Genomic DNA, 23,240 nt, shown 5'->3' with positions numbered 1-23,240 from the left:
GTCAGTTTGGACGTATAGCCATCCAGAAGTCTTAATGTTCAAATAAGAAACTATCACCTCCGGTAATCATTGCCGGATGACAAAGGAGATCGCATGCAAAGACAACAGGCCCCGTTTCGTGCAGAAGTCGTTGGGAGCTTTTTACGCCCGGATGAAATTAAACAGGCTCGCCAACAGTATTCCCGCGGGGCGTTAAGCGCCAGTCAGCTGCGCGCGGTTGAAGATGAAGCGATACGTCACGTGGTAGAGCAACAGTGCGCCTGCGGCCTGCACGTTGTGACGGACGGGGAATTTCGTCGTGCCTGGTGGCATTTTGATTTCTTTGACGGACTGCAGGGCGTAGAGCGTTACGACGCAGCGCAAGGTATTCAGTTCAACGGCGTTCAGACTAAAGCCCACGGCGTTCGCGTCACCGGGAAGCTGGCGTTCGGCGATCATCCGATGCTGGAGGATTTTCGCTATCTGAAAAGCATCAGCGGCAATGCGCAGCCGAAAATGACCCTCCCCAGCCCCAGCGTATTGCACTTCCGTGGCGGGCGTAAGGACATTGACGCGACGGTGTATCCACACCTCGATGCTTATTTCGACGATCTCGCGTCCACCTGGCGTGATGCTATTCACGCATTTTATGCTGCCGGGTGCCGCTACCTGCAACTGGACGATACCGTATGGGCTTACTTATGTTCCGATGCGCAGCGCCAACAGATCCGTGAGCGGGGAGACGATCCGGACGCCCTGGCGCGCATCTATGCCGACGTAATTAATCGCGCGTTGCGTGATAAGCCCGCTGATATGACGATTGGCTTGCATGTCTGTCGCGGTAATTTCCGGTCTACCTGGATTTCGGAAGGAGGCTACGAGCCGGTCGCTGAGATCCTGTTTGGCAGCGTGAATGTGGATGCGTTTTTCCTTGAATACGATAACGATCGCTCCGGTGACTTCGCGCCGCTGCGCTTTATTCGCCCTGGCCATCAGCAGGTCGTGCTGGGGCTGATCACGACCAAACACGGCGAACTGGAAAATCCGCAAGGGGTGAAAGCGCGCCTTGAGGAAGCCGCACATTATGTCGACAAGGCGCAAATCTGCCTGAGTCCGCAGTGTGGTTTCGCCTCGACTGAAGAAGGAAATACGCTGACGGAAGCCCAACAATGGAGCAAAATTAAACTAATCACCGAAATTGCCCGGCAGGTCTGGTAAATTGCTTCATGACTGAGCACGACGCTGCACGCTCGTAATGCAGCGCTGTGCCATTGTGGTTCATTACCCCTTTATATCGCGCCACTCGGCGCGTCTTTTTCTCCTTCGCCGTTCTGGCATCTTTTTTGCCTTATTCCTCCTGAACGTCATTTTTGCGCCGTTTTGTTTGTCGGATCGCACAGCATCTTTCTTTTCAGGAGTGAAACTATGCAGCGTCGTACATTACTTAAAGCTTTTGCCCTCTCTGCCTCGGTGGTTGCCATGGGGCTTAGCTTCAGCGTCCAGGCCGCCGACACCATTAAAGTCGGCATTATGCATTCGCTTTCCGGCACTATGGCGATATCGGAAACCCCGTTGAAAGACGTTGCGCTGATGACGATTGAGGAAATCAACGCAAAAGGCGGGGTATTAGGGAAAAAACTGGAACCGGTGGTGGTCGACCCGGCGTCCAACTGGCCGCTGTTTGCCGAAAAAGCGCGGCAGTTGCTGAGCCAGGATAAGGTGGCGGTCGTGTTTGGCTGCTGGACCTCCGTTTCCCGAAAGTCAGTGTTACCGGTATTTGAAGAACTCAACGGCCTGCTATTTTATCCGGTACAGTACGAAGGCGAAGAGATGTCGCCGAATGTTTTTTACACCGGCGCCGCGCCCAACCAACAGGCTATTCCCGCCGTCGAGTATCTTCTGAGTGAAGATGGCGGTAGCGCTAAACGCTTCTTTCTGCTCGGTACCGACTACGTATATCCGCGTACCACCAACAAGATCCTGCGCGCTTTCCTGCATTCAAAAGGGGTGGCAGATAAAGATATCGAAGAGATTTACACCCCGTTTGGTCACAGCGATTACCAGACTATCGTTGCCAACATCAAAAAATTCTCCGCTGGCGGCAAAACGGCGGTGGTCTCCACCATTAACGGCGACTCAAACGTACCGTTCTATAAAGAACTGGCTAATCAGGGGCTGAAAGCGACCGATGTACCGGTTGTGGCGTTCTCGGTTGGTGAAGAAGAACTGCGCGGTATCGATGCCAGGCCGCTGGTCGGCAACCTTGCCGCCTGGAACTATTTCGAGTCCGTCGATAACCCTGTAAATCAGAAGTTTGTCGCCGACTACCGCGCCTACGCGAAAGCGCACAATTTACCGAACGCCGGGACGGTCGTTACAAACGATCCGATGGAGGCCACGTACGTCGGCCTGCACATGTGGGCGCAGGCGGTTGAGAAGGCCGGAACGACCGATGTTGATAAGGTCCGTGCGGCGATGGCAGGACAATCCTTCCAGGCGCCATCAGGCTTTACCCTGACGATGGATGCCGCCAACCATCATCTGCATAAGCCCGTGATGATCGGCGAAATCGAAGGCAACGGTCAGTTTAATGTGGTGTGGCAGACTGAAGAACTGGTCCGCGCCCAGCCATGGAGTCCCTTCATTGCCGGTAACGATAAAAAATCAGAGCAGCCGGTGAAAACGGCGAGTAACTGAGACGACGCCCTCCGGCGGGAGGGCAGGATAACGGGAGAACAGGACATGAAAGCCATGAGCTTTATTCACGGTGTCGTGCTGGCGCTGGGGTTGCTGCCGTGGTTGGTTCAGGCCAGCGATGCCGACACGTTTGTCGCCGCCAGCCGCAACCAACAGGCGCAGTTGCTGGAGCAGTGGACGGCGTCGCCTGAACCGCAGCGGCTGCCGTTGCTGGCGGCATTAAGCAAGGAAAGTGTGCTGCTTGACAGCAAAAAACGGGCTTTCACGCAAAACGGGACACAGTTGACGACGCTGGGCGCAGCCAGTACGCCAACCGGCACACTTAAAAAGCTGCGCTTGACTAACCGGTTGCGTAATTTGGTGGCTGGCGCGCTGGCCACGCATCAACTTATAAGTGACAGTGTCACGGAAAGGCGCGCCGCCGCCACGGCGCTACAGCGCGGCGCGCAGCCTGCCATGCTGCCGCTTATCCAGCAGCGTCTGGCCGCAGAAAGCGATCCCGTTGTGATATCGCGTCTGACCGGCGCGCTGGCGAGTCTACAACTGACCAGTCCTTCCGCGGACGTTCGTCGTCAGGCCATTACGCTGCTCGGCGATTCCAGCGATCCGGAAATGCAGGCGCGTCTGCAACCCTTTACCGACCATGCGCACGAGCCTGACGCCAGCGTACGTGAAGCGGCAACTGAGAGCGTGACGCGGATTCAACATCGTATGGCGACAGGCGAACTGCTCGGGCAGGCGTTTATGGGATTGTCATTAGGTTCGGTGTTACTGCTGGCGGCCCTCGGCCTGGCGATAACCTATGGCCTGCTCGGGGTAATCAATATGGCCCACGGTGAAATGCTGATGCTTGGGGCTTACTGTACGTGGATGGTGCAACACCTGATGGCGCAGTTCATGCCGCAGTGGCTGGCGATGTATCCGCTCATCGCGTTACCGGTAGCCTTTCTGTTCACCGCCAGCGTGGGAATGATTCTCGAACGTGGGGTGATCCGCCATCTTTATGGTCGTCCGCTGGAGACATTGCTGGCGACCTGGGGTATTAGCCTGATGCTGATCCAACTGGTGCGCATGACCTTTGGCGCACAGAACCTGGAAGTGGCGAATCCGACCTGGCTGTCCGGCGGCGTGCAGGTGTATGCGAACCTCGTACTGCCGTGGAACCGGATAGTGGTGTTTGGCTTTGCGCTGCTGGTGGTGGTCTTTACCTGGCTGCTGCTCGCTAAAACGCGGCTGGGGTTACGGGTACGGGCGGTGACGCAAAACCGCAGCATGGCGGCCTGCTGCGGCGTCCCGACGGGCAGGGTGGATATGCTGGCGTTTGGTCTGGGATCGGGCATTGCCGGTCTGGGCGGCGTGGCGTTGTCGCAGCTTGGTAATGTCGGACCTGAGCTGGGGCAAGGCTACATCATCGACTCCTTTCTCGTGGTGGTGCTGGGCGGCGTTGGTCAGCTTGCTGGCAGCGTGGCGGCGGCGTTTGGCCTCGGGGTATTTAATAAGATCCTTGAGCCGCAGATGGGGGCGGTGCTCGGGAAGATCGTCATTCTGGTGTTGATCATTCTGTTTATCCAGAAGCGACCCCAGGGATTGTTTGCCTTAAAAGGGAGGGTGGCTGACTAATGACTATGCCAATGACCTTAACGCTGGCGCGCAAAGCGCCGCGCGCCAGCCTCGTGACAGGTTCGCTTGTCCTGCTGATGCTGGTGACGCTGCCGTTTCTGGCGCTGCTGCCTGCCGACCACCCGCTGGCGATATCCGTCTGGACGCTTACGCTTGCCGGCAAAATCCTCTGCTATGCGATTGTGGCGGTGGCGTTGGATCTTGTCTGGGGCTATGCCGGTATGCTGTCGCTCGGACACGGAATTTTCTTTGCCTTGGGCGGGTACGCGATGGGGATGTACCTGATGCGCCAGGCCGCCGGGGAGGGATTACCGGCGTTTATGTCTTTTCTTTCCTGGACCGAGCTGCCGTGGTTCTGGTGGGGAACGCAACATTTCGCCTGGGCGCTGGCGCTAGTGGTGCTGGCGCCGGGCGTGCTGGCGCTCATCTTTGGTTACTTTGCGTTTCGATCGAAGATCAAAGGCGTCTATTTTTCGATCATGACGCAGGCGTTGACCTTCGCCGGGATGCTGCTGTTCTTTCGTAACGAAACCGGCTTTGGCGGCAACAACGGTTTTACTGGCTTCACGACCCTGTTGGGACTGCCGATCACCGCCACCAGCACGCGAATTGGGCTGTTTCTGGCGACGGTGCTTCTGCTGGTGCTGGCGCTGTGGCTGGGATTCGCGCTGGCGCGGAGTAAATTTGGGCGCATCCTGACCGCCGTTCGCGACGCAGAAAATCGGCTGATGTTTTGTGGTTATGATCCGAAGGGCTTCAAGCTGCTGGTCTGGACGCTTTCCGCTGTGCTTTGCGGGTTGGCCGGTGCGCTTTACGTGCCACAGGTCGGCATCATTAACCCCAGCGAAATGTCGCCAACCAACTCCATTGAGGCCGCCATTTGGGTTGCGCTGGGGGGACGCGGTTCGCTGATTGGGCCGGTGACTGGCGCGGTACTGGTTAACGGGGCGAAAAGCCTGTTCACCGTCATCATGCCGGAATACTGGCAGCTGTTTCTCGGGTTAATTTTCATTGTTGTCACCTTGTTTTTACCGCGCGGCGTGATTGGCCTGTTTCGTAAAGGAGAAAAATAATGCAGCCAGACGAAGGGCTTTTCACCCGCCAGGTGCCGGGCGATCGCTATCGCCAGCAAACCGACCCGGTATTACAGCTGGAAAACATCAACGTCAGCTTTGATGGCTTTAAGGCGCTTACCGATCTCACCCTGAACATTGGCGTAGGAGAACTGCGCTGCATTATCGGCCCCAACGGCGCTGGAAAAACCACGCTTATGGACGTAATTACCGGTAAAACGCGGCCCCAAAGCGGAAAAGCGTTGTATGACCAGTCGACGGATCTGACGACGCTGGATCCCATCGCCATTGCCCGCCAGGGTATTGGCCGCAAGTTTCAGAAACCCACGGTGTTTGAAGCTCTGACGGTGGCGGACAATCTGGCGCTGGCGATGAAAAGCGATAAATCGGTGTGGGCGTCGTTGCGCGCCACGCTAAACAGCGAACAACATGATCGGATCGATGAAATGCTCGGGCTATTGCGGTTACGGACTGAACGCGGGCGTCACGCCGGGCGGCTCTCTCATGGACAAAAGCAATTTCTGGAGATTGGCATGTTGCTGGTACAGGAGCCGCACCTGCTATTACTCGACGAGCCCGCGGCAGGTATGACCGATGCGGAAACGGAGTACACCGCGGAACTGTTCCGGACGCTGGCGGGAAAACATTCATTGATGGTGGTGGAACACGATATGGGCTTTGTCGAAACCATTGCCGATCGCGTCACGGTGCTGCATCAGGGACGCGTTCTGGCGGAAGGCAGTCTGCGCGACGTGCAGGCCAATGAACAGGTCATTGATGTGTATCTCGGACGCTAAGGAACGCAAATGCTACAGGTAAATGAACTGAATCAATACTACGGTGGAAGCCATATCCTGCGCGGCGTGTCCTTCGAGGCGAAAATCGGCGAAGTGACCTGTCTGCTGGGGCGCAACGGCGTGGGTAAAACGACGCTGCTGAAATGCCTGATGGGGCTGATCCCGGCGCGCACCGGTACGGTCACCTGGCAGGAAAAAAACATCACCCATCGCAAGCCGCATCAGCGGGTGCAGGCGGGCGTGGCCTATGTGCCGCAGGGGCGAGAGATCTTCCCGCGCCTGACGGTGGAAGAGAATCTGTTACTGGGACTTTCCCGCTTTTCAGGGCGCGAGGCGAGAACGGTACCGGAGGATATCTATGCGCTTTTTCCGGTTCTGCATGAGATGAAGCATCGCCGGGGGGGCGATCTCTCCGGCGGACAGCAGCAGCAGCTGGCACTCGGACGCGCGCTGGCGAGTCGTCCACAATTGTTGATCCTCGATGAGCCCACGGAAGGTATCCAGCCTTCGGTGATAAAAGAGATCGGTCAGGTCATCAGCCAGCTCGCGCGCCGTGGTGATATGGCAATACTGCTGGTCGAACAGTTTTATGACTTTGCCGCCGAACTGGCGGACCAGTATTTGCTGATGTCGCGGGGCAGCATTATTCAGCGCGGGCGCGGAGAAAACATGGAAACGGAGGGGGTGCGCGGGCTGGTCGCTATCTGATACCGCCCGCAGGTGATTTACACAGCGCAGGCTGGCCCCAGGGTCCGGCGCGCATGCCTTTCAGCATCAGCGCCCAGGCGATGACGATCGCCACCATCAGCACAGCAAACAGCGTCCAGGCGGGGAAGGCTGTTAGGATCACGCCGCTGGCGAGGGGGTTGACCGCCGCCCCGAGCCAGCCCAACGATTGCGCAGAAAAATAGCTGGCCTTCATGCCCGACGGCGCGATGTTATCAATAAGCATATATTCGCCCGGCGCATAAATGACTTCGCCAAGCGTGAAGATTGCGGCGGCGATCCCCCAAAGCAAGAGACTTTCGCCGGCGATCATGAAACCGGCGAGACCGATGACAAAGCAGACGGTCCCGAAAGCCATCAGGGGGCGAATGTTGCCGGGCGTCAGTCGGCGGCCAACGGCATATTGCAAACCGACAACCACCGTCGCGTTAACGGGCAGGACGACAGCCACCACGTTCTCCGCAAAATCGCCGTCTGCGACCACCATGACGTACTGAGAGATACAGGACGCGAATGCGCCGCTGACGAATGACGCGAGAAACGCTGACAGCGTAAACCAGAACAAGGCTTTATCCTGGAGCAGTACAGACGGCGACCAGGCCACGCTGGTATCTGCCTCAGCGCGCGCGGTCGAACGGTTAACCAAAAGCTGTATAAACACCAGCGGGAAGGCGGAACAGATTGCGGCAAGCCAAAAGGGCAGATTAATGCTTTGCATCACCAGTAAGGTGCCGAGCGGCGGCCCGACGGTCCAGCCGATGTTCAGTACCGTGTAGTTAAGCGAGAAAATCTTCGCCTTCGCGGCGGGTGACAGGTTATCGGCAAACCAGGCCTTCAGAACGGTAGCAAACACTGAGTAAGCGCAGTTAATTAGCGCGAACAGCAGCACGACCAGCACCACGTTATGTACCAGCGGTATAGCGATAAAACCGAAGGCAAAGGCGGAGATTGCCAGCAGCATGTAGCGCTTTTTGTCGAACTTATCCGCCAGAATGCCAAAACCGAGGCTAAAGATAACGCCGATGGTTAACGCAATGGTCATGGCATAGCCGATCACGTCCACGCTCAGATGATACTGGCGATTCAAATAGATGGTCATGAAGGGCAGCGTTGCGCCGCGACCAATCGTCAGTAACAGGGAAGAAGCAAGTAAAGCCAGGGTGGATCGTCTTAGCGTTTTGTTCATGTCTATGCCCGACAGTGGGTTCTCGTTTCGTTATATTTTTGTGCTCAATGACTTTTAAGGAATAGCACGGCAAAAATGTGATGTATAGCGGATAAATTGTTCGATCGTGCACTGTTATCCCTACCAGAATTAATGATCTGTTGCGTGCTAATGTTTTACGCTACTTTAACTTGTTTACAAAAATTTAATATTTCAGGGCGGTGGTATGTCGCGAAAAGACGGACTGTTAGCGTTACTGGTCGTGGTGGTCTGGGGGCTTAACTTTGTGGTGATCAAAGTGGGTCTGCACAATATGCCGCCGTTGATGTTAGCGGGGTTACGCTTCTTGCTGGTGGCTTTTCCTGCGATCTTCTTTGTTGCGCGGCCTAACATTCCGCTCACGCTGCTGCTGGGATACGGTCTGACGATTAGCTTCGGCCAGTTCGCGTTTCTGTTTTGCGCCATCCATTTTGGTATGCCTGCCGGGCTGGCGTCTCTGGTGCTGCAGGCACAGGCCTTTTTCACCATCGTGCTCGGCGCGTTTGCCTTTGGCGAGCGTTTACACGGCAGGCAAATCGCCGGGATCGCGCTTGCTGTATTCGGCGTGCTGGTGCTGATTGAAGCCAGCCTCAACGGTCAGCACGTGGCGCTGTTCGGCTTTATGCTGACGTTAGCGGCAGCCTTTTGCTGGGCCTGCGGCAATATCTTTAATAAAAAGATTATGCAGCATGCGTCGCGACCGCCAGTGATGTCACTGGTGGTATGGAGCGCGCTCATTCCGATTATGCCATTCTTTGTCTCGTCATTACTTCTTGATGGCGCGCCCCACATGATCCAGAGCCTCGTCGACATTGACCTGACGACGGTCCTGTCGCTGGTCTACCTGGCGTTTGTCGCCACAATTGTGGGTTACGGTATCTGGGGCACGCTGCTTGGGCGTTATGAAACCTGGCGCGTGGCGCCGCTGTCGCTGTTGGTGCCGGTGGTTGGCCTGGCGAGCGCCGCGGTATTGCTTGACGAGACGTTGAGCGGACTGCAATGCCTGGGCGCGGTGCTGATTATGGCGGGACTCTACATTAACGTGTTTGGTTTTCGCTGGCGCAATATCGCGCAGGTCAGGGGATAGCAGACGCAGAAAAGCCGCATGTTTCCATGCGGCTTACCAGTCAGAACGTCAGTTGCCAACTGACTATCACTTTCTGATCGCTGCTATGGTCAGACACATTGGCGCCGTAACCCACGCCCCAGGCCATATCGCCTTTATGCAGCGTCATGCCTAACTGTCCGGCAAAGGCGGTTTTATCAGTGATGTTCGCCGTAATGGCGTCTGTCGCGCTGATGCCCTGGGCACGGATCCGGGTGTCAGAATGGGTATCGCCTGCACGGGTGATGACCGCGACATCCGCCTGGGTGGACAGATCCCATCCTGAATCCAGGGCGAAGGTTTTACTCAATTTTACCCCCGCCGGGAACTGCCAGATGTTCTGGGTTTCTTCGTCCGTTTTAAAGACCGTTTCATGATTCGCGTTCCGTGTAGTAAAGCCTTTGGTTTTAAGCTGGTTGTAACGTACGCCTGCATAAGGAATGACATCCACAACCTGATTTTCAACGCGGTACTCGGCGGTTAAGCCTGCGGTCAGCAACTGTGAGTCTACATCGCCATTCAGTTTGCGCCCCTGATTCATCCAGCCGGGCAGATCCTGTTCGATATCGTTACTGTTCGCGCTAAAGCCGATATCCGCGGTGACGTTAACCGCATCACGACGCCAGTTCTGGTACAGCGAAACGCCCCAGAAATCGAAGTCGTTATGCGTGGTGTTGAAGTCGCCGGAAGAATCAGTGTTACCACGACCGGCATGGGCGGCGATCCCGGTGCGCATTGGTCCAATCGCGGAGTCCCAGGACCCTTCACCGCCAAGCATCACGCCGTAGTAGTCGGTATCAAAGCCATAGTCCGCCTGTCCGGCAGAAAAGTCGCGCGCCCGCTGGTTGCCGTAGAGGGCCTGGACCCAGACGGTACCGTCTCCGGCGGCGAATTCAGGATGGGCCAGCGACATGCGTTGCTGTATCGTCCGGGAAGCGGCAAGTCCGGTTGCCAGCGTCGTGGCCTGAACCCCTGCGGCGACGGCCAGTTGCGCGGCGCTGTTAACGGTGTTTACCACCTCCTGGACGCCAATCTGCGGGCTTTCTACCGCCTGTGAAAGGAAGCGCAATCCCGCAGCGCCACTTTGCGTGTCGTTGATGCCCTGAGCGATCATGGTATCCAGCGCATATGTTGTCACCACGCCGGGCAGAACGTCCTGGGCCGCTTTTGCGACTGTGCTGACAATCACATCGCCTTCCTGCCAGGTGGTCTTCGCGCTCAGCAGTTTATTGAGGATCAGGTTATTGTCCTGCCAGCCGGAACCGGCGATCTCTATGTTGTTGAAACCGTGCGCAATCGTGTAGTTCTGATTCGCTTTGGCGTCTTTAACATACAATTGCGCGGAGGAGGCCACGTCCAGGTTGCCGTCGGTGGCGTTCAACGCGGCGTTACCGCGCGTTGTGCTTTCGCTGTTCACCATCAGCAGTGACTGTTCGCCAAACTGCGCCCGGTTCAGCGTTGCGGCATAGTCAGAGGACGGCTGGCTGAGCGAACCGTCCACCCGTATCCCCCCCTGAGAGGCGATGAGGGTTTGCGGCGTTGCGACAGCCAGCGCTGCGGTGACGCCGGTTGGCGACCATGCCAGCCCGGTGCTGGCGAAGTCATCGATCGCCGGTTGCAGGCGGGTGTCGCCCAGCACCAGCAACGCGTTTTGCCCGACCGTCAGACGACCGTTAACGTTCTCCCCGCCAAACGCGGCCTGAGACGCCGTGTCGATGGTGGCGTTCTGTTGCCATTGAGGGTCGATGAAAACGCTGGCGCCGTGGAGATCCACCTCGCTGGCAATCAATTTGCCCGCAGCAGCATCGTGACCGACAAAGATTTTCGCCTGGCTGAGTCCGTCAGCGTCGGCGGTGGCGAGAAGTTTCCCGGCGTCGAGAGTACCGTCAACGGCCATTGCGCCGCTGCCGACCAGCTCGACGTTCGCGTGCAGTACAGCCTGATTCCCGATACTGATTTCCCCCTGGCTGACGATCCCCGACGCGGCGGCGCTGGTGACCGTATGATCGCCGGACACCACGTTCAGCGCGCCATCCTGACCAATATTCAGCTGTCCGCGAAGGTAATCAGTGGTATTCGCGGTGGCCAGCGTACCGAGATTCAGGCTTCCGCTTTCCACGTCAACGTTAACCTCCGCGTCGGGATTACCCGCCACGCTGATCAGCGAGCCGCCAGATGCGCCGGTCAGGGTTAACGACTTCCCACCAACGATAGCGACGGAAGCATCGCCTGCGCCTTCAAGACGCAGACTGGCGGCGCCAAAGCTGTTGGCGACAGCGATTTCCTGGTTTGACATCGCCTGTGCGCTACCGACAACGACCCGGTTTTTGTCCGCCACGACGTCGACGTTCGCGAGAACTGCGCCGGCGGTGGCGGCGTCAGTCACTGTCGCTTCGCCGGTGACGGTGTCGTTATTCATGAGTTGCCCGGTCATGACAAGCGAGGCGTTGGACTGACTGCCAAGCAACTGGTTAACCGACTTCAGCCACGCAAGTTGGTAGGTGTCGTCAGTCAGGGTCAGGGTACTCTCGCTCAGGGTCAGGCGACTGCCGGTCTCATTAAACTGCGTTGCGCCATCAACGTTGGCGACAGTACTGAACAATTGGCTGGAGTGGGTTTCCAGCTGGCTGTTTTGGGTCAACTCCAGCGACGCGCTGTCGCGCAAAGAGAGGGAATCGGCAATCAGTCTGGCCTGGTTAAAAATCAGTTTGCCGGCGGTGAGGGCCACGGGCGCGTTAATCACGCCACCTGTAACCTCCAGCAGGGTTCCAACGTTATTGTCGCTAAAACCGCCGCCGAGGGTGGTGGTGGCGCGCACATTGAGTTTACCGAAGCGGCTGAATTTATCGCCCTGCAGTTGAGTCATCGATTCCATGAGCGTCAGGGTGCTGTTGGCGTTTCCATATAGCTGTCCGCCGACCTGGGCGTTATCGAGAATCACATTGCCACGCACAATATCCCCGTCTTTTAACGTCACGTCGCCTGAGATCTGGCTGTCTTTAAGCAGCAGATCCACTTCGCCGCTAAGCGCGCTGGCGTTAACAGAACCGGTCAACACGGAGCCCACCAGACCGACGGAAGTGGTTGTAGCCGTGTTCAACAGCAGATCGCCGGTCATCTGACTGGCCGTCAGCGCTGCGTTGAGACGGTCGCTGGCGGCCAGTGCGGTTATGCCTGTCACCTGGCTGTTTGCCAGCGTCAGGTCGAGGGTCTTACCTTTGGCGATATCAATAGCATTTGCGGCAGTGGTGGCCTTTAAGGTGCTGTCATCAACCGTCACCGTATTCAGACCGCCGGTCGCGGCAATTTTCAGCGAGCCGGTTAGCTGGCTTTTATTTTTCAGCGTGACGCTGTTGGTTTTATTGGTATTGCCGCCGGAAATAAGAATCGCATTTTCATTAGCTATTGCTGCATCGCGGGTATCGATCGCACTGTTATCTACGGCAATGGTGATATCGTCTTTCGCGTAGGCGACGTTGATATTGCCTTTGTTGATCGCACTGTCGCTGACCGAAATACTATTTTTTCCTGCGCTACCGGTCAGGATCCGGCCATTCAGCACACTGCCGTTGCGGATGTCGATGGTGTTATCGCCGGTATCGTAATACGAGAGGTAGATCGCCGAACCGCGGGCGTAATATTTACTGCGCTGGGGCGCTTTCTGCGTCTCATCATAATCCGTATTCGCATTAGCGCCATTCAATGTGGATTTATCGACCGTGATGATCGCGTTGGTTTTATTTGTGAGACTCCCGCCCGCTTCCAGCCAGTCAACGGTAGCGTTATTTACCAGGTGAATTCCCGCTGTACCATTTTTACTGGCGTTAATGTAATAACCGCTTAAATTTGCGCCATCGACGACCAGATGCTGAATGTCGTTTGCGCTACGCGACGATGTACCGCTGGCAAAATAGACGTTTTGTTTTTGTGCCTGGGCATTGATGGCCGCCTCCTGGGTAGGCAACGTAAAATACCAGGCAGTCGGTGTCGGCTTAACAGGGGAGGTCATCTGAAATTCTTTCAAATTACAGATCCCGTCCGTGTATGTTGTGCAATCAGCAGCTGCGGGCGCGGCAAAAAGCACCATGCTACTGCCGACAATCAGGCTAATACTTTTAGCCAGAGGGGTAAGGCTTAATTTATTTTCCATAATATTTGCCATCCAGTTGCTGAGGAACCTTGAAAAGTAGTGAACCAGGAAACTATTTACCCTTAGTTACATTTCGAAATTTAGCAAACGACGAGAATGAGTGATATAGGACGTCAGATTACGACTTAAGAAAAATCCTAATATTGGCATAACGCTTTGTTTTATATGGTTCTTAAAATTAAATTCATCACCAAAACTGTGCGTGGTAGCACATTTTGTTACTCCGGGATTAAGAATTATCTTATACTGCCGGGAGCCTTCTGATTTGCGGGCCATTTAAAATATGCTGTAAATAGTTTTATAAAAACCATGTCAAAGGAATGGAAACGTGATTGTTGTTATCACATCGTGTGGATACTTTAAGAAAGGATTTGGCTATATTATTGAAGAAATCAGAAGAGAGCATCATTCATTTTCAGAAGTCCGCTATGTTAATCATATTCGCGAGATTCACAAAAAAAGTATTGCTAAGATCAAAGCCATTATTGTGGACTATGGCGAAAGCAATACCCAACTGTTGAGTGAATTGTTCGATTTTAAATCTCACTATCCTGAGAGTTATATCGTATTGATTACCCGAGAGCGGTGCTACGAAAGCACCATTGATAATATTATTATCAATTCAATCTCGGAATTCAGTATCGACTGTAAGGCTGTGATCAAAAAAATCAGCAGCTTTCTGGAGAATTTTAAAGAAGGAAATCAAAAAATCGTCATTACCAAAAACATGAAATTGTATCATCTGGAAAAGGAAGCCCAGCTGTCACAAAAAGAGGTGAGTCTGCTGCCTTACATCATGTTTGGTAAGAAGAATAAAGAAATTTCGCGACAGTTTAATCTGAGCGAAAAGACCGTTTGCTATCATCGCAGGAATATCTACAAAAAATTCGCGGTGGAGAATCTGGCTGGACTGTATCACAAGATTGAGGAGAAGGACTAAAAAAGCCCCGCGCAGGCGGGGCAAGACGAATCAGAGTCGGTGCCGGTTGTAATAAGGCACGCCCAGTTCGTCGGACTTGTCGCTTCCCGTGCCCATATGGTTCAGATCGAACGGTGACTGTTCCTGAGCGGTTGGAATCAGCATCGTGTCGCGATTATCTGATGTCGAAAGCTGGGCAGGTTGCTCTGCAACGCTCTGGCCGGAAATAACCAGCAGCAGGGCCAGCATTACAGAAGACAACAGTTTCATGATTTCCTCGATTACGTCGTTTACAGGCGATTTTAGCTACAATGGTTTAGCGGGTGCAGATACCGTGATTCCCCGTGCATATTGGTAATACGGTATTTATGCGGCGGAACGTCGAAATAGTTTTTGAAGGTCCGGGTCAGCGTTTGCTGCGACTCGAAACCGTAACGTTCGGCCAGGTATAAAATCGGCTCGTTACTTTCCTTTAATTTCTGCGCTATTTCCGTCATCTTACGGCTGCGGATGTACTGACCTAACGAATGGCCGGTCTCTTTTTTAAACATCCGCTGCAGGTGCCATTTGGAGTAACCTGAACGCTCAGACACTTTTTCCAGTGAGAGCGGCGATTCCAGGTTATCTTCGATCCAGTCCAAAATGCTATGAATGGTGATAGCGTCAGTATTGCGTCTGGACATCGTCATACCTCTTTTTGTTTTTACGGCAGAACTTTCTTGAGCAAATACTCAAGCGTTGCCACTTCGTCAGCCGTTAGGTTTTTTGTTAATTCCTGGTGCAGGTCTTGCCCTACTAATTGATGACATTGCTCACATATTGCCGCGCCGTGTTCGGTCAGTGTGACCAACACGCCGCGCTTGTCATTCGGGTTAGGGTGTCGGTCGACCCAGCCTTTACAGACCAGACGGTCGAGCATTCGCGTTAGCGCGCCAAGATCGACGGACAGCACTTTTTTCAACTCAACCGGGGTGATACAACCTGCGCAGCGAATCGAGCAAAGCACCTTAAACTGCGATGCCGTGATATCCAGCGGCGAGAGGTACTCGTTCAGCAGGCGATCTTTTTTCTGATTAACCATGTAGATCAAGCGACCCAGCGGAATGATGTCGTTGAATAAGTCACTGGTGCTTTTCACAATGGTTGCCCTGGCAAGTATTTAGTTACGGCAGATAATATTGCCCAGGCAACTATAAGTCAAACGAATGAATTGGCCGATCACACGATTTGCTAAAAGCCGTTTTGCGTGATCTGCATCACATTCAAATATGTTAATGATAATTAGACATTATGAGTTTTTGACGCTCATGAATGCTTACAGCCGCGGAATGGCGAAGGAGACGGGTTTCCACTTATACTTGCCGCCAGACGATCGAAACAGGAACTGAAGCCATTATGATGGAGTTGTTTAAAGCGATAGGACTGGGGCTGGTGGTGATTCTGCCGCTGGCGAATCCGTTAACGACCGTAGCGTTATTTCTTGGCCTCGCCGGAAACATGAACAGCGCAGAGCGCAACCGCCAGTCGCTGATGGCCTCGGTTTATGTGTTTGCCATCATGATGGTGGCCTACTATGCCGGTCAACTGGTGATGAATACGTTTGGCATCTCCATTCCCGGTCTGCGTATTGCCGGTGGGTTAATTGTGGCGTTTATTGGTTTTCGGATGCTGTTTCCGCAGCAGAAGGCGCATGAATCGCCGGAAGCGAAAAGTAAGTCGGAAGAGCTTGTTGATGAGCCCACCGCTAACATCGCCTTTGTGCCGCTGGCAATGCCGAGTACTGCAGGTCCGGGAACGATTGCGATGATCATCAGTTCGGCATCCACGGTACGCCACGGCGCCGATTTCCCGGACTGGGTGATTACCGTTGCGCCGCCCATTATCTTTGCCGCCGTCGCCGTGATCCTCTGGGGCTGTCTGCGCAGTTCCGGCGCCATTATGCGCCTGGTGGGTAAGGGCGGTATTGAAGCGATTTCCCGCCTGATGGGCTTTTTGCTGGTTTGTATGGGCGTGCAGTTTATTATTAACGGCGTTCTGGAAATTATTAAAACCTACCCCTAATGCGCACGTCATACCGTCCTGGTCGGTCCTTCCGGTCAGGACGGATTCACGCTTTATCAGCTATGCTGAGGTTGTTCTTCCAGCGAGACAGGCCATTTCCGAAAGATGATGATCGACCAAATCAGCGCGGCCAGCGCCGGGACGGCGCCGACGTACCCCACGGACGACATTGACCCGTGCAGGCTTACCTGATTGCCCAGCAGCGCGCCAGCGCCAATGCCGATATTGAAGATGCCAGAGAATAACGCCATTGCCACGTCGGTGGCATCGGGCGCCAGCGCCAGCACTTTTACCTGCATCCCGAGACCAATCACCATAATGGCAATCCCCCAGAAAATACTCAGAACGGCGAGATGCATTTCGCTGCCCGCCGCAGGCAACAGCAGCAAGAGACATACCGTCAGCAACAGGATTGCGACGCTAATCAGCGCCGACGCGTGCTGGTTGCCTAGCTTACCAAACACGACGCTGCCAATAATGCCTGCTCCGCCCAGCACCAACAGCAGCACGGTAGCGAAATTGGCGCTCAACCCGGCGACGGTCTGAACAAACGGTTCAATGTAACTGTAAGCGGTATAATGAGCGGTTACCACGACAACGGTCAGTAGATAAAGGCTCACCAGCGCCGGCCGGCGAAATAACAGCGGCAGGCTTTTTAACGAGCCGGAATGTTCACTGGGTAATGTCGGCAACAGTTTTATCAAACAAACGAGGGTGACCAACGCGCCCATACCGATCGCGAAAAATGTGGAACGCCAGCCAAAATACTGACCGACAATGCGTCCGATCGGCAGGCCAAGCACCATCGCCAGCGCGGTGCCGGTGGCGATTAAGCTCAGCGCTTGCGCGCGCTTCCGGGCGGGGGCCAGACGGATCGCCAGTGAGGCGGTAATCGACCAGAAGATCGCATGCGCAAAGGCGATACCGATACGGCTAAGCACCAGCACGGTGAAATTCCACGCCAGAAACGACAGGACATGGCTGGCAATAAACAACACGAACAAACCAATTAACAGCTTGCGTCGTTCAACCTGGCTGGTCAGCAGCATGAACGGCAGCGACATCAGCGCCACGACCCATGCGTAGATGGTCAACATAATCCCGACCTGGGCGGTCTGCATATGAAAGCTCTGCGCGATATCAGACAGCAGACCGACAGGGACGAATTCCGTGGTATTAAAAATAAACGCTGCAATGGCAAGCGTAACTACCCGTAGCCACGCGACCTTGCGGGAAACAGTGTGAGTTGTCATAGAAATGAGTCGGGTTAGTTGCGAAAGGATGAGAAGGCGATCTTAAAACGTTTATTGGCGAAAAGACAATCATTTTGTGATTCAGATCTCCTTTTACTGGATAAGTGACGTTGTCACACTAAAGAGATCGACGCTTGTGAATATTCTGTATTTATGCCACTTTGCAAGAAAGCAATGATAGACGGGGCAACGGCATGAAAGAGATTGATTTTTATCTGGTTGATGCGTTCAGCGATAGCGCATTCGGGGGCAATGCCGCGGCAGTTTGTCTGCTTGATGGCTGGCTGCCTGACGCCATCCTGCAGAAGATGGCGCAGCAGCATAATCAATCGGAAACCGCCTTTATCGTCCGCCAGCAAAGCGGTTTTTCCCTGCGCTGGTTTACCACCCGTAATGAGGTTAATCTTTGCGGCCATGCCACGCTTGCCAGCGCGCATGTCATTTTCAGTCACCTTAATTATCCTGATAGTAGACTTCATTTTGATACGCTTTCCGGTCGTCTGACCGTGGAGCGGTGCGACGAATGGTTAACACTGGACTTTCCCGCTGGCGCGACAGAAGAACAGACGCCGCCGCCGGAAATGCTTCACGCGCTGGGGATAGAACAGTATCTCCACGCCCGCAAAGGACGCGCCTGGATGATTGAGCTGGCAAGCCGTCAACAGGTGGAGTCGCTCACCCCGGCGATTGGCGCAATGCGACCCGGCGAACATAAAGTCTCGGTAACCGCGGCAGGTGACGGCGAATATGATTTTGTGAGTCGCTTTTTCTCCCCTGGCGAGGCGGTATGGGAAGATCCGGTCACGGGCTCTGCGCATACGATGCTCATTCCGTACTGGGGCGCAAAGCTCAATAAAACGCAAATGCTCGCCCGTCAGGTCTCCGCTCGCGGCGGCGACGTGCGATGCGAGTGGCGAAACGATCGGGTACTGATGGGCGGGAAGGCGAGAACGTATTTAACGGGTAAGATTATAACGGGTTAACCGGGGTCAGTTTGGATATCGAAAATGATCGTACGTTAAGGTTGTTTTTTGACCTTTCTACTTTCCACTGTGCGCCAAATACGGACGCTATTCACCCGTTCATGTCCCGGCCTTGTGTTAACTATCCTCTTTCCCCCTTAAATTCTCAAGGCATCAATCACCGCTCGTAAAGCAGGCGACACATTACGATGTGGATAATAGAGGAATGATCCTTCCAGACGCTGACTATAACGTTGTAGGACTCTGATGAGCGTCCCCGATTCTAAATCATCGGAAACCAGTTCTTCGGGGACATAAGCCAGCCCTAATCCTAGTCTGGCGGCTTTGGCTTCCATATAACTGTCAGCGAAAGCCCATTGTCCCTGTGGCCGATGGGTGATTTTTTTACCCTCCTGATGGAGTTCCCAGTCATACAAACTGCCGTCGCCGAACTGGTAGGCGATGCAGGGATGAACCACTAAATCCTCCGGGGTGTGCGGAAACCCGTAGCGACGAAAGTGTTCTGGCGCACCGACAACGGCCATCTCCATATCGGGAGAGATACGCACTGCAATCATGCCGCTGCCAACTTCTGGCCCCAGACGTACCCCCGCATCGAACCTCTCTGTAATGATATCTACAAACCGACTTTCACTGATGAGTTCCAGCCTGATATCAGGGTAGCGCTGCTTAAACACCGCAAGCTTCGGCAAGAGCACTTTATCGATAGCGTGCTGGCTGGCATTGATGCGCACTAAACCCGATGGAGTCTGGCGGTAGTGGGCCAGCGTGGCAAGCCCCATATCAAGTGCATCGAATCCTGACTCGACAGTGCGGTAGAGCTGCTCACCGGCATGGGTAAGCGATAATTTCCGTGTCGTGCGAACAAGAAGTCGGATACCCAGCCGATCTTCAAGTTCACGTACAGAGCGGCTTATTCCTGATTGCGCCAGGCCAAGACGCTTTGCTGCGGCGGTAAAACTCCCTTCCCGAACAACCAGCATAAAAAGGTAGAGATCGTTGTAGTTTTCTCGTTTTGCCACCTTTATACCCTCGTAACATCATCACTATTCATAACAATATGGTATTAATTTTAGCAATTTTTAACCTCTAATCAGCACTAATTATGCTGATTATAATATTCGCATTGCAACAAAGCACAGCAGAGTTGTCCGTATGAAACCTGTTTTCTAAAACGTTTTCAGGAGTATTTTGATGACCATTTTCACCAAAAAACTAACGGCCACGATCCCCGCCATGCTGCTATGTGCGTCATTAAGTGGAGTAACGACGATGAGTTATGCTGACACATCCAACCCTAACAGCCCCGTTTCGCTTATCAATACGTGGGATAAAACCTTTGCCGAAAGTACCAAGGTCGATCACCGTAAGGTGACCTTTCAGAACCGCTACGGGATCACTTTAGTTGGGGACCTTTACGTGCCGAAAGAGCGCGGCGAGCGTAAGCTGGCAGCTATTGCCATAAGCGGACCTTTCGGTGCGGTCAAAGAGCAATCCAGTGGCCTGTACGCTCAGACGTTGGCTGAAAAGGGATTTATTACTCTGGCTTTCGACCCTTCATATACGGGCGAAAGCGGCGGCCAACCGCGTAACGTCGCGTCGCCGGATATCAACACCGAGGATTTTAGCGCGGCGGTTGATTTCCTGGGGCTGCAAAAAGAGGTGGATCGCAACCGTATCGGCCTGCTAGGGATTTGCGGCTGGGGCGGCATGGCCTTAAATGATGCCGCGATGGATACCCGCGTTAAGGCCGTGGCGACCAGCGTTATGTATGACATGAGCCGCGCGATGGGGCATGGCGTGGGGGAGGGTAAAGACCGCTACACGACCGCCGATCGTCGTACCGTATTGCAGTATCTGAATGCCCAGCGCTGGAAAGACGCCGAAAACGGCACTGTCGCTCCCGGCGGACATGATATTTATGTCGACGAGAAGGGCCAGGCAACCACTTCTGAGCGTATTTTGCCGGAAACCTTGCCTGCTAATCCGAACCCGGTTTTAAAAGAATTCTTTGATTATTACCGCATGCCGCGTGGTTTCCATGAGCGTTCGGTCAATTCAACCGGCGCATGGAATGCGACAATGCCTCTGTCGTTTATGAATATGCCACTGCTGAGTTACGCCAATGAAGTGACTATCCCGACACTCATCGTGACCGGCGAAAAAGCCCATTCACGCTATTTTGCGGAAGATGCCTTTAAGGCTATCGGCAGCAAAGAGAAAGAACTGGTGATTATTCCGAATGCAAACCATGTAGATTTATACGACAACGCTGCGGGTAAGATCCCATTTGCTAAATTTGAACAGTTCTTTAAGACCAACTTAAGATAATCCACTGAGCACACGTTGCCGGGCCATCCGCTATAGGCGGATGGTTTTTAACTGACTGATACTCAAAATAATATGTCATCTTTCACTCTCGTTTGATGGCGTTATTCCTTGAATAACGCCATACCTACTGAGCCTGAATTTACCCGGAACGTGATAAAGAGAAGTTAATAATGTCTGTATTAAATCCTGCATCGTCATATTCAAAACCACATGCTTACTGGGGCGGTATCTTTGCTATGACGCTCTGCGTTTTTGTGCTCATTGCATCTGAATTTATGCCAGTCAGCCTGCTTACGCCCATAGCCCGCGATCTGAATGTTACGGAGGGGGTGGTGGGGCAAGGTATTGCCATCTCTGGCGCACTGGCGGTGCTTACCAGCCTGACGATTTCTCGCCTCGCCAGAGGTATGAATCGTAAATATCTTCTGCTGGGGCTGACAGTGTTGATGGCCATATCAGGAATTACTATTGCACTGGCGCCCGGTTATCCGATTTATATGCTGGGGAGGGGGATGATTGGTATCGTCATTGGCGGATTCTGGTCAATGTCGGCGGCAACTGCGATTCGGTTAGTGCCGTACCACCAGGTTCCCCGCGCCCTGGCGATATTTAACGGCGGAAACGCGCTGGCTACCGTTTTGGCGGCACCGCTTGGTAGCTACCTGGGGGCAAACATCGGCTGGCGAGGCGCCTTTTTGTGCCTTGTCCCCCTTGCGATAGCCGCGTTCATCTGGCAATGCGTCAGTCTGCCATCAATGGAAAGCGCGAAAGAACAAAAACCGCAGAGGTCTGTGCTGCGCCTGTTCCGCGTTTCTGTTGTACCCGTGGGTCTGCTAGCCTGTGGGCTGTTCTTTACTGGGCAGTTTGCCCTGTTTACCTACGTGCGGCCTTTTCTGGAAACCGTGACCGGAGTTAATACTTCCGGTCTCTCCCTGATTTTGCTGTCCATTGGCGTGGCTGGTTTTATCGGCACCATGCTCGTGTCAACCTTCCTCAATGCCAGGTTTTACCCGACATTAATCACCATTCCGTTACTTATGGCTATCATTGTCGGCTTATTGCTTCTGACCGGACAACGCCCGTGGACAGTTGCCTTATTGCTAAGCCTGTGGGGGATGTTTGCAACGGCAGCGCCCACGGGATGGTGGACATGGATAGCGCGAACGCTGCCCGAAGATGCTGAAGCGGGTGGTGGTCTCATGGTTGCTGTCATCCAGCTCTCAATTGCGCTTGGCTCAACGGTCGGAGGGCTTGTGTTCGACAGTATGGGATGGAAAAGTACTTTTTTCCTGAGCGCAGTGTTACTTCTTGGGGCGGGAGTGATGACAGTTCTCACATCCCGCCAAAACACAGATACAAAGAATCACCTTAACCAAACTGACCCCTAACCCGGCGTTGATGTCCCTTTCAGGAGCGTGATGAACGCCTCCAGCTGGCGCGTCATGGCGCCGCGCCGCCATATCAGCCAGGTGGTAAGCCACCGCCACTCTTCTGGCAACGACCATGCCTCCACCTGGTGATGACCGGGCATACTTTCCAGCATACTGCGGGGAATTAGCGCAATCCCTGCACCGGCGATCACGCAGGCCAGCATGCCGTGATATGACTCCATTTCATGGATTGTGCCCGGCATGGCCTGGTCGTCGTGAAACCAGCTTTCGAAATGCCGACGGTACGAGCAGTTGGCGCGGAAGGCGAACAGGTTGCTTCCATTGACATCGCTGGCGCGCGATACCGGCGGATGACCGTGTGGCGCGACCACCATCATTTCTTCCTTATACACAGGAATGCCTTCCAGTCCCGGGTGGGGAACGGGACCGTCAATAAACGCGGCGTTAAGGTGACCTTCCAGTACGCCGTCAAGCATTTTTCCGGAAGGGCCGGTCGCCAGCGAGAACTGAATTTTAGGGTAACGCTGGTTAAATTCCGCCAGCGTCGCCGGAATGCGTACCGCGGCGGTGCTTTCCAGCGAACCGAGGGTAAAAAGGCCCTGCGGTTCATCGCCTGCCACTACCATTCGCGCTTCGTCGACCAGCGCCAGGATCTGCTGACTGTAGCGCAAAAAGTTATGCCCGGCGGGAGAAAGACGCAGGCGCTGGTTTTCGCGAATAAACAGATCGACGCCAAGATCGGCTTCAAGCTGGCGTATCCGGGTGGTCAGGTTCGACGGCACGCGATGCACCCTGGCTGCAGCCTGCGTGATACTGCCCGTTTCGGCCACTGCGTTAAACATTTCCAGTTGCGTCAGGTCCATAGTTTTCTCATTTTGTGAATACCCTGCTCAATATTATTCATTTTAAGGAAAGAGTAAACGCGTCCATGATGATGATAAAACCAACAAT

The 23,240-nt window shown here is 54.2% G+C and carries 20 protein-coding genes; 12 read left to right on the top strand and 8 right to left on the bottom strand.

The genetic code is table 11. The annotated features are described in order from the left end of the window. The first annotated feature begins 93 nt into the window (after positions 1–93). From OGY07_RS20545 to urtE, 6 genes are all read left to right on the top strand, one after another. The gene (locus tag OGY07_RS20545; RefSeq protein ID WP_042282925.1) at positions 94–1,197 is read left to right on the top strand and encodes a cobalamin-independent methionine synthase II family protein; all 1,104 of its coding nucleotides are present in this window, start codon (positions 94–96) and stop codon (positions 1,195–1,197) included. A 207-nt stretch (positions 1,198–1,404) separates the two neighbouring features. After that, complete coding sequence (gene urtA / locus OGY07_RS20540; protein ID WP_286602851.1) at positions 1,405–2,676, top strand: urea ABC transporter substrate-binding protein; 1,272 nt, start codon at positions 1,405–1,407, stop codon at positions 2,674–2,676. A 45-nt stretch (positions 2,677–2,721) separates the two neighbouring features. After that, positions 2,722–4,296 carry an urea ABC transporter permease subunit UrtB gene (urtB, locus tag OGY07_RS20535; protein WP_286602849.1) on the top strand — a complete coding sequence of 525 codons (1,575 nt, stop codon included), beginning with the start codon at positions 2,722–2,724 and terminating at the stop codon, positions 4,294–4,296. Further along, positions 4,296–5,369 (top strand): urea ABC transporter permease subunit UrtC, encoded by a 1,074-nt coding sequence (urtC, locus tag OGY07_RS20530; RefSeq protein ID WP_200033193.1) that lies wholly within the window; start codon positions 4,296–4,298, stop codon positions 5,367–5,369. The genes urtB and urtC overlap by 1 nt, the downstream gene beginning before the upstream one ends. Continuing rightward, positions 5,369–6,166: an urea ABC transporter ATP-binding protein UrtD gene (gene urtD / locus OGY07_RS20525; protein WP_042282931.1), complete on the top strand. Its 798-nt coding sequence runs from the start codon at positions 5,369–5,371 to the stop codon at positions 6,164–6,166. Before urtC ends, urtD begins: the two co-directional genes overlap by 1 nt. A gap of 9 nt (positions 6,167–6,175) precedes the next feature. Beyond that, complete coding sequence (gene urtE / locus OGY07_RS20520; RefSeq protein WP_042282932.1) at positions 6,176–6,874, top strand: urea ABC transporter ATP-binding subunit UrtE; 699 nt, start codon at positions 6,176–6,178, stop codon at positions 6,872–6,874. Here the strand turns inward: urtE and ydeE are convergent. After that, positions 6,867–8,078, bottom strand: a complete 1,212-nt coding sequence (ydeE, locus tag OGY07_RS20515) for an efflux MFS transporter YdeE (RefSeq protein WP_286602845.1) — start codon at positions 8,076–8,078, stop codon at positions 6,867–6,869. The two genes, urtE and ydeE, sit on opposite strands and share 8 nt — an antisense overlap. Before the next feature lie 205 nt (positions 8,079–8,283). On the opposite strand from ydeE, the gene eamA reads away from it, so the two are divergent. Continuing rightward, positions 8,284–9,183, top strand: coding sequence for an O-acetylserine/cysteine exporter (gene eamA, locus OGY07_RS20510; protein WP_286602842.1), 900 nt, complete (start codon positions 8,284–8,286; stop codon positions 9,181–9,183). A gap of 40 nt (positions 9,184–9,223) precedes the next feature. Here eamA and OGY07_RS20505 read toward each other — a convergent pair whose 3' ends face one another. Further along, a complete protein-coding gene (locus OGY07_RS20505) occupies positions 9,224–13,351 on the bottom strand; it encodes an autotransporter outer membrane beta-barrel domain-containing protein (protein ID WP_286602841.1) in 4,128 nt (1,375 codons plus the stop codon). A 328-nt stretch (positions 13,352–13,679) separates the two neighbouring features. On the opposite strand from OGY07_RS20505, the gene OGY07_RS20500 reads away from it, so the two are divergent. Then, the gene (locus OGY07_RS20500) at positions 13,680–14,291 is read left to right on the top strand and encodes a LuxR family transcriptional regulator (protein ID WP_286602839.1); all 612 of its coding nucleotides are present in this window, start codon (positions 13,680–13,682) and stop codon (positions 14,289–14,291) included. Positions 14,292–14,321: 30 nt separating this feature from the next. On the opposite strand, the gene marB is transcribed toward OGY07_RS20500, so the two are convergent. From marB to marR, 3 genes are read right to left on the bottom strand one after another with little or no spacing between them, the layout of a single operon-like run. Then, complete coding sequence (gene marB / locus OGY07_RS20495) at positions 14,322–14,540, bottom strand: multiple antibiotic resistance protein MarB (RefSeq protein ID WP_042282936.1); 219 nt, start codon at positions 14,538–14,540, stop codon at positions 14,322–14,324. Between the two features lie 32 nt (positions 14,541–14,572). After that, positions 14,573–14,953 carry an MDR efflux pump AcrAB transcriptional activator MarA gene (gene marA / locus OGY07_RS20490; protein ID WP_148365360.1) on the bottom strand — a complete coding sequence of 127 codons (381 nt, stop codon included), beginning with the start codon at positions 14,951–14,953 and terminating at the stop codon, positions 14,573–14,575. A gap of 20 nt (positions 14,954–14,973) precedes the next feature. After that, complete coding sequence (gene marR, locus OGY07_RS20485) at positions 14,974–15,408, bottom strand: multiple antibiotic resistance transcriptional regulator MarR (RefSeq protein ID WP_042282939.1); 435 nt, start codon at positions 15,406–15,408, stop codon at positions 14,974–14,976. Positions 15,409–15,665: 257 nt separating this feature from the next. Between marR and OGY07_RS20480 the strand changes: the two genes are divergently transcribed. After that, positions 15,666–16,331 (top strand): MarC family NAAT transporter, encoded by a 666-nt coding sequence (locus OGY07_RS20480; RefSeq protein WP_042282942.1) that lies wholly within the window; start codon positions 15,666–15,668, stop codon positions 16,329–16,331. Positions 16,332–16,387: 56 nt separating this feature from the next. Here OGY07_RS20480 and OGY07_RS20475 read toward each other — a convergent pair whose 3' ends face one another. Beyond that, positions 16,388–17,584, bottom strand: coding sequence for a sugar transporter (locus tag OGY07_RS20475; protein WP_286602835.1), 1,197 nt, complete (start codon positions 17,582–17,584; stop codon positions 16,388–16,390). Between the two features lie 194 nt (positions 17,585–17,778). Between OGY07_RS20475 and OGY07_RS20470 the strand changes: the two genes are divergently transcribed. Then, complete coding sequence (locus OGY07_RS20470) at positions 17,779–18,567, top strand: PhzF family phenazine biosynthesis protein (protein WP_286602833.1); 789 nt, start codon at positions 17,779–17,781, stop codon at positions 18,565–18,567. A 137-nt stretch (positions 18,568–18,704) separates the two neighbouring features. Here OGY07_RS20470 and OGY07_RS20465 read toward each other — a convergent pair whose 3' ends face one another. Further along, positions 18,705–19,589, bottom strand: a complete 885-nt coding sequence (locus OGY07_RS20465) for a LysR family transcriptional regulator (protein ID WP_042282949.1) — start codon at positions 19,587–19,589, stop codon at positions 18,705–18,707. Between the two features lie 172 nt (positions 19,590–19,761). On the opposite strand from OGY07_RS20465, the gene OGY07_RS20460 reads away from it, so the two are divergent. Together OGY07_RS20460 and OGY07_RS20455 are read left to right on the top strand one after the other, a co-directional pair. Further along, the gene (locus OGY07_RS20460) at positions 19,762–20,898 is read left to right on the top strand and encodes an alpha/beta hydrolase (protein WP_199957276.1); all 1,137 of its coding nucleotides are present in this window, start codon (positions 19,762–19,764) and stop codon (positions 20,896–20,898) included. 170 nt (positions 20,899–21,068) lie between these two features. Continuing rightward, the gene (locus tag OGY07_RS20455) at positions 21,069–22,286 is read left to right on the top strand and encodes an MFS transporter (RefSeq protein ID WP_286602829.1); all 1,218 of its coding nucleotides are present in this window, start codon (positions 21,069–21,071) and stop codon (positions 22,284–22,286) included. Here OGY07_RS20455 and ptrR read toward each other — a convergent pair. After that, on the bottom strand, positions 22,283–23,152 hold the full coding sequence (ptrR, locus tag OGY07_RS20450) for a putrescine utilization regulator PtrR (RefSeq protein WP_286602827.1): 870 nt from the start codon (positions 23,150–23,152) through the stop codon (positions 22,283–22,285). The genes OGY07_RS20455 and ptrR overlap by 4 nt on opposite strands. Positions 23,153–23,240: the final 88 nt, after the last annotated feature.

It is taken from the genome of Citrobacter sp. Cs237, from assembly GCF_030332325.1.
Taxonomy (GTDB): Bacteria; Pseudomonadota; Gammaproteobacteria; order Enterobacterales; family Enterobacteriaceae; genus Citrobacter_A; species Citrobacter_A sedlakii.
The sequence above is the reverse complement of the archived record's forward strand: the minus strand, read 5'-3'. Positions and strand labels throughout refer to the sequence as shown.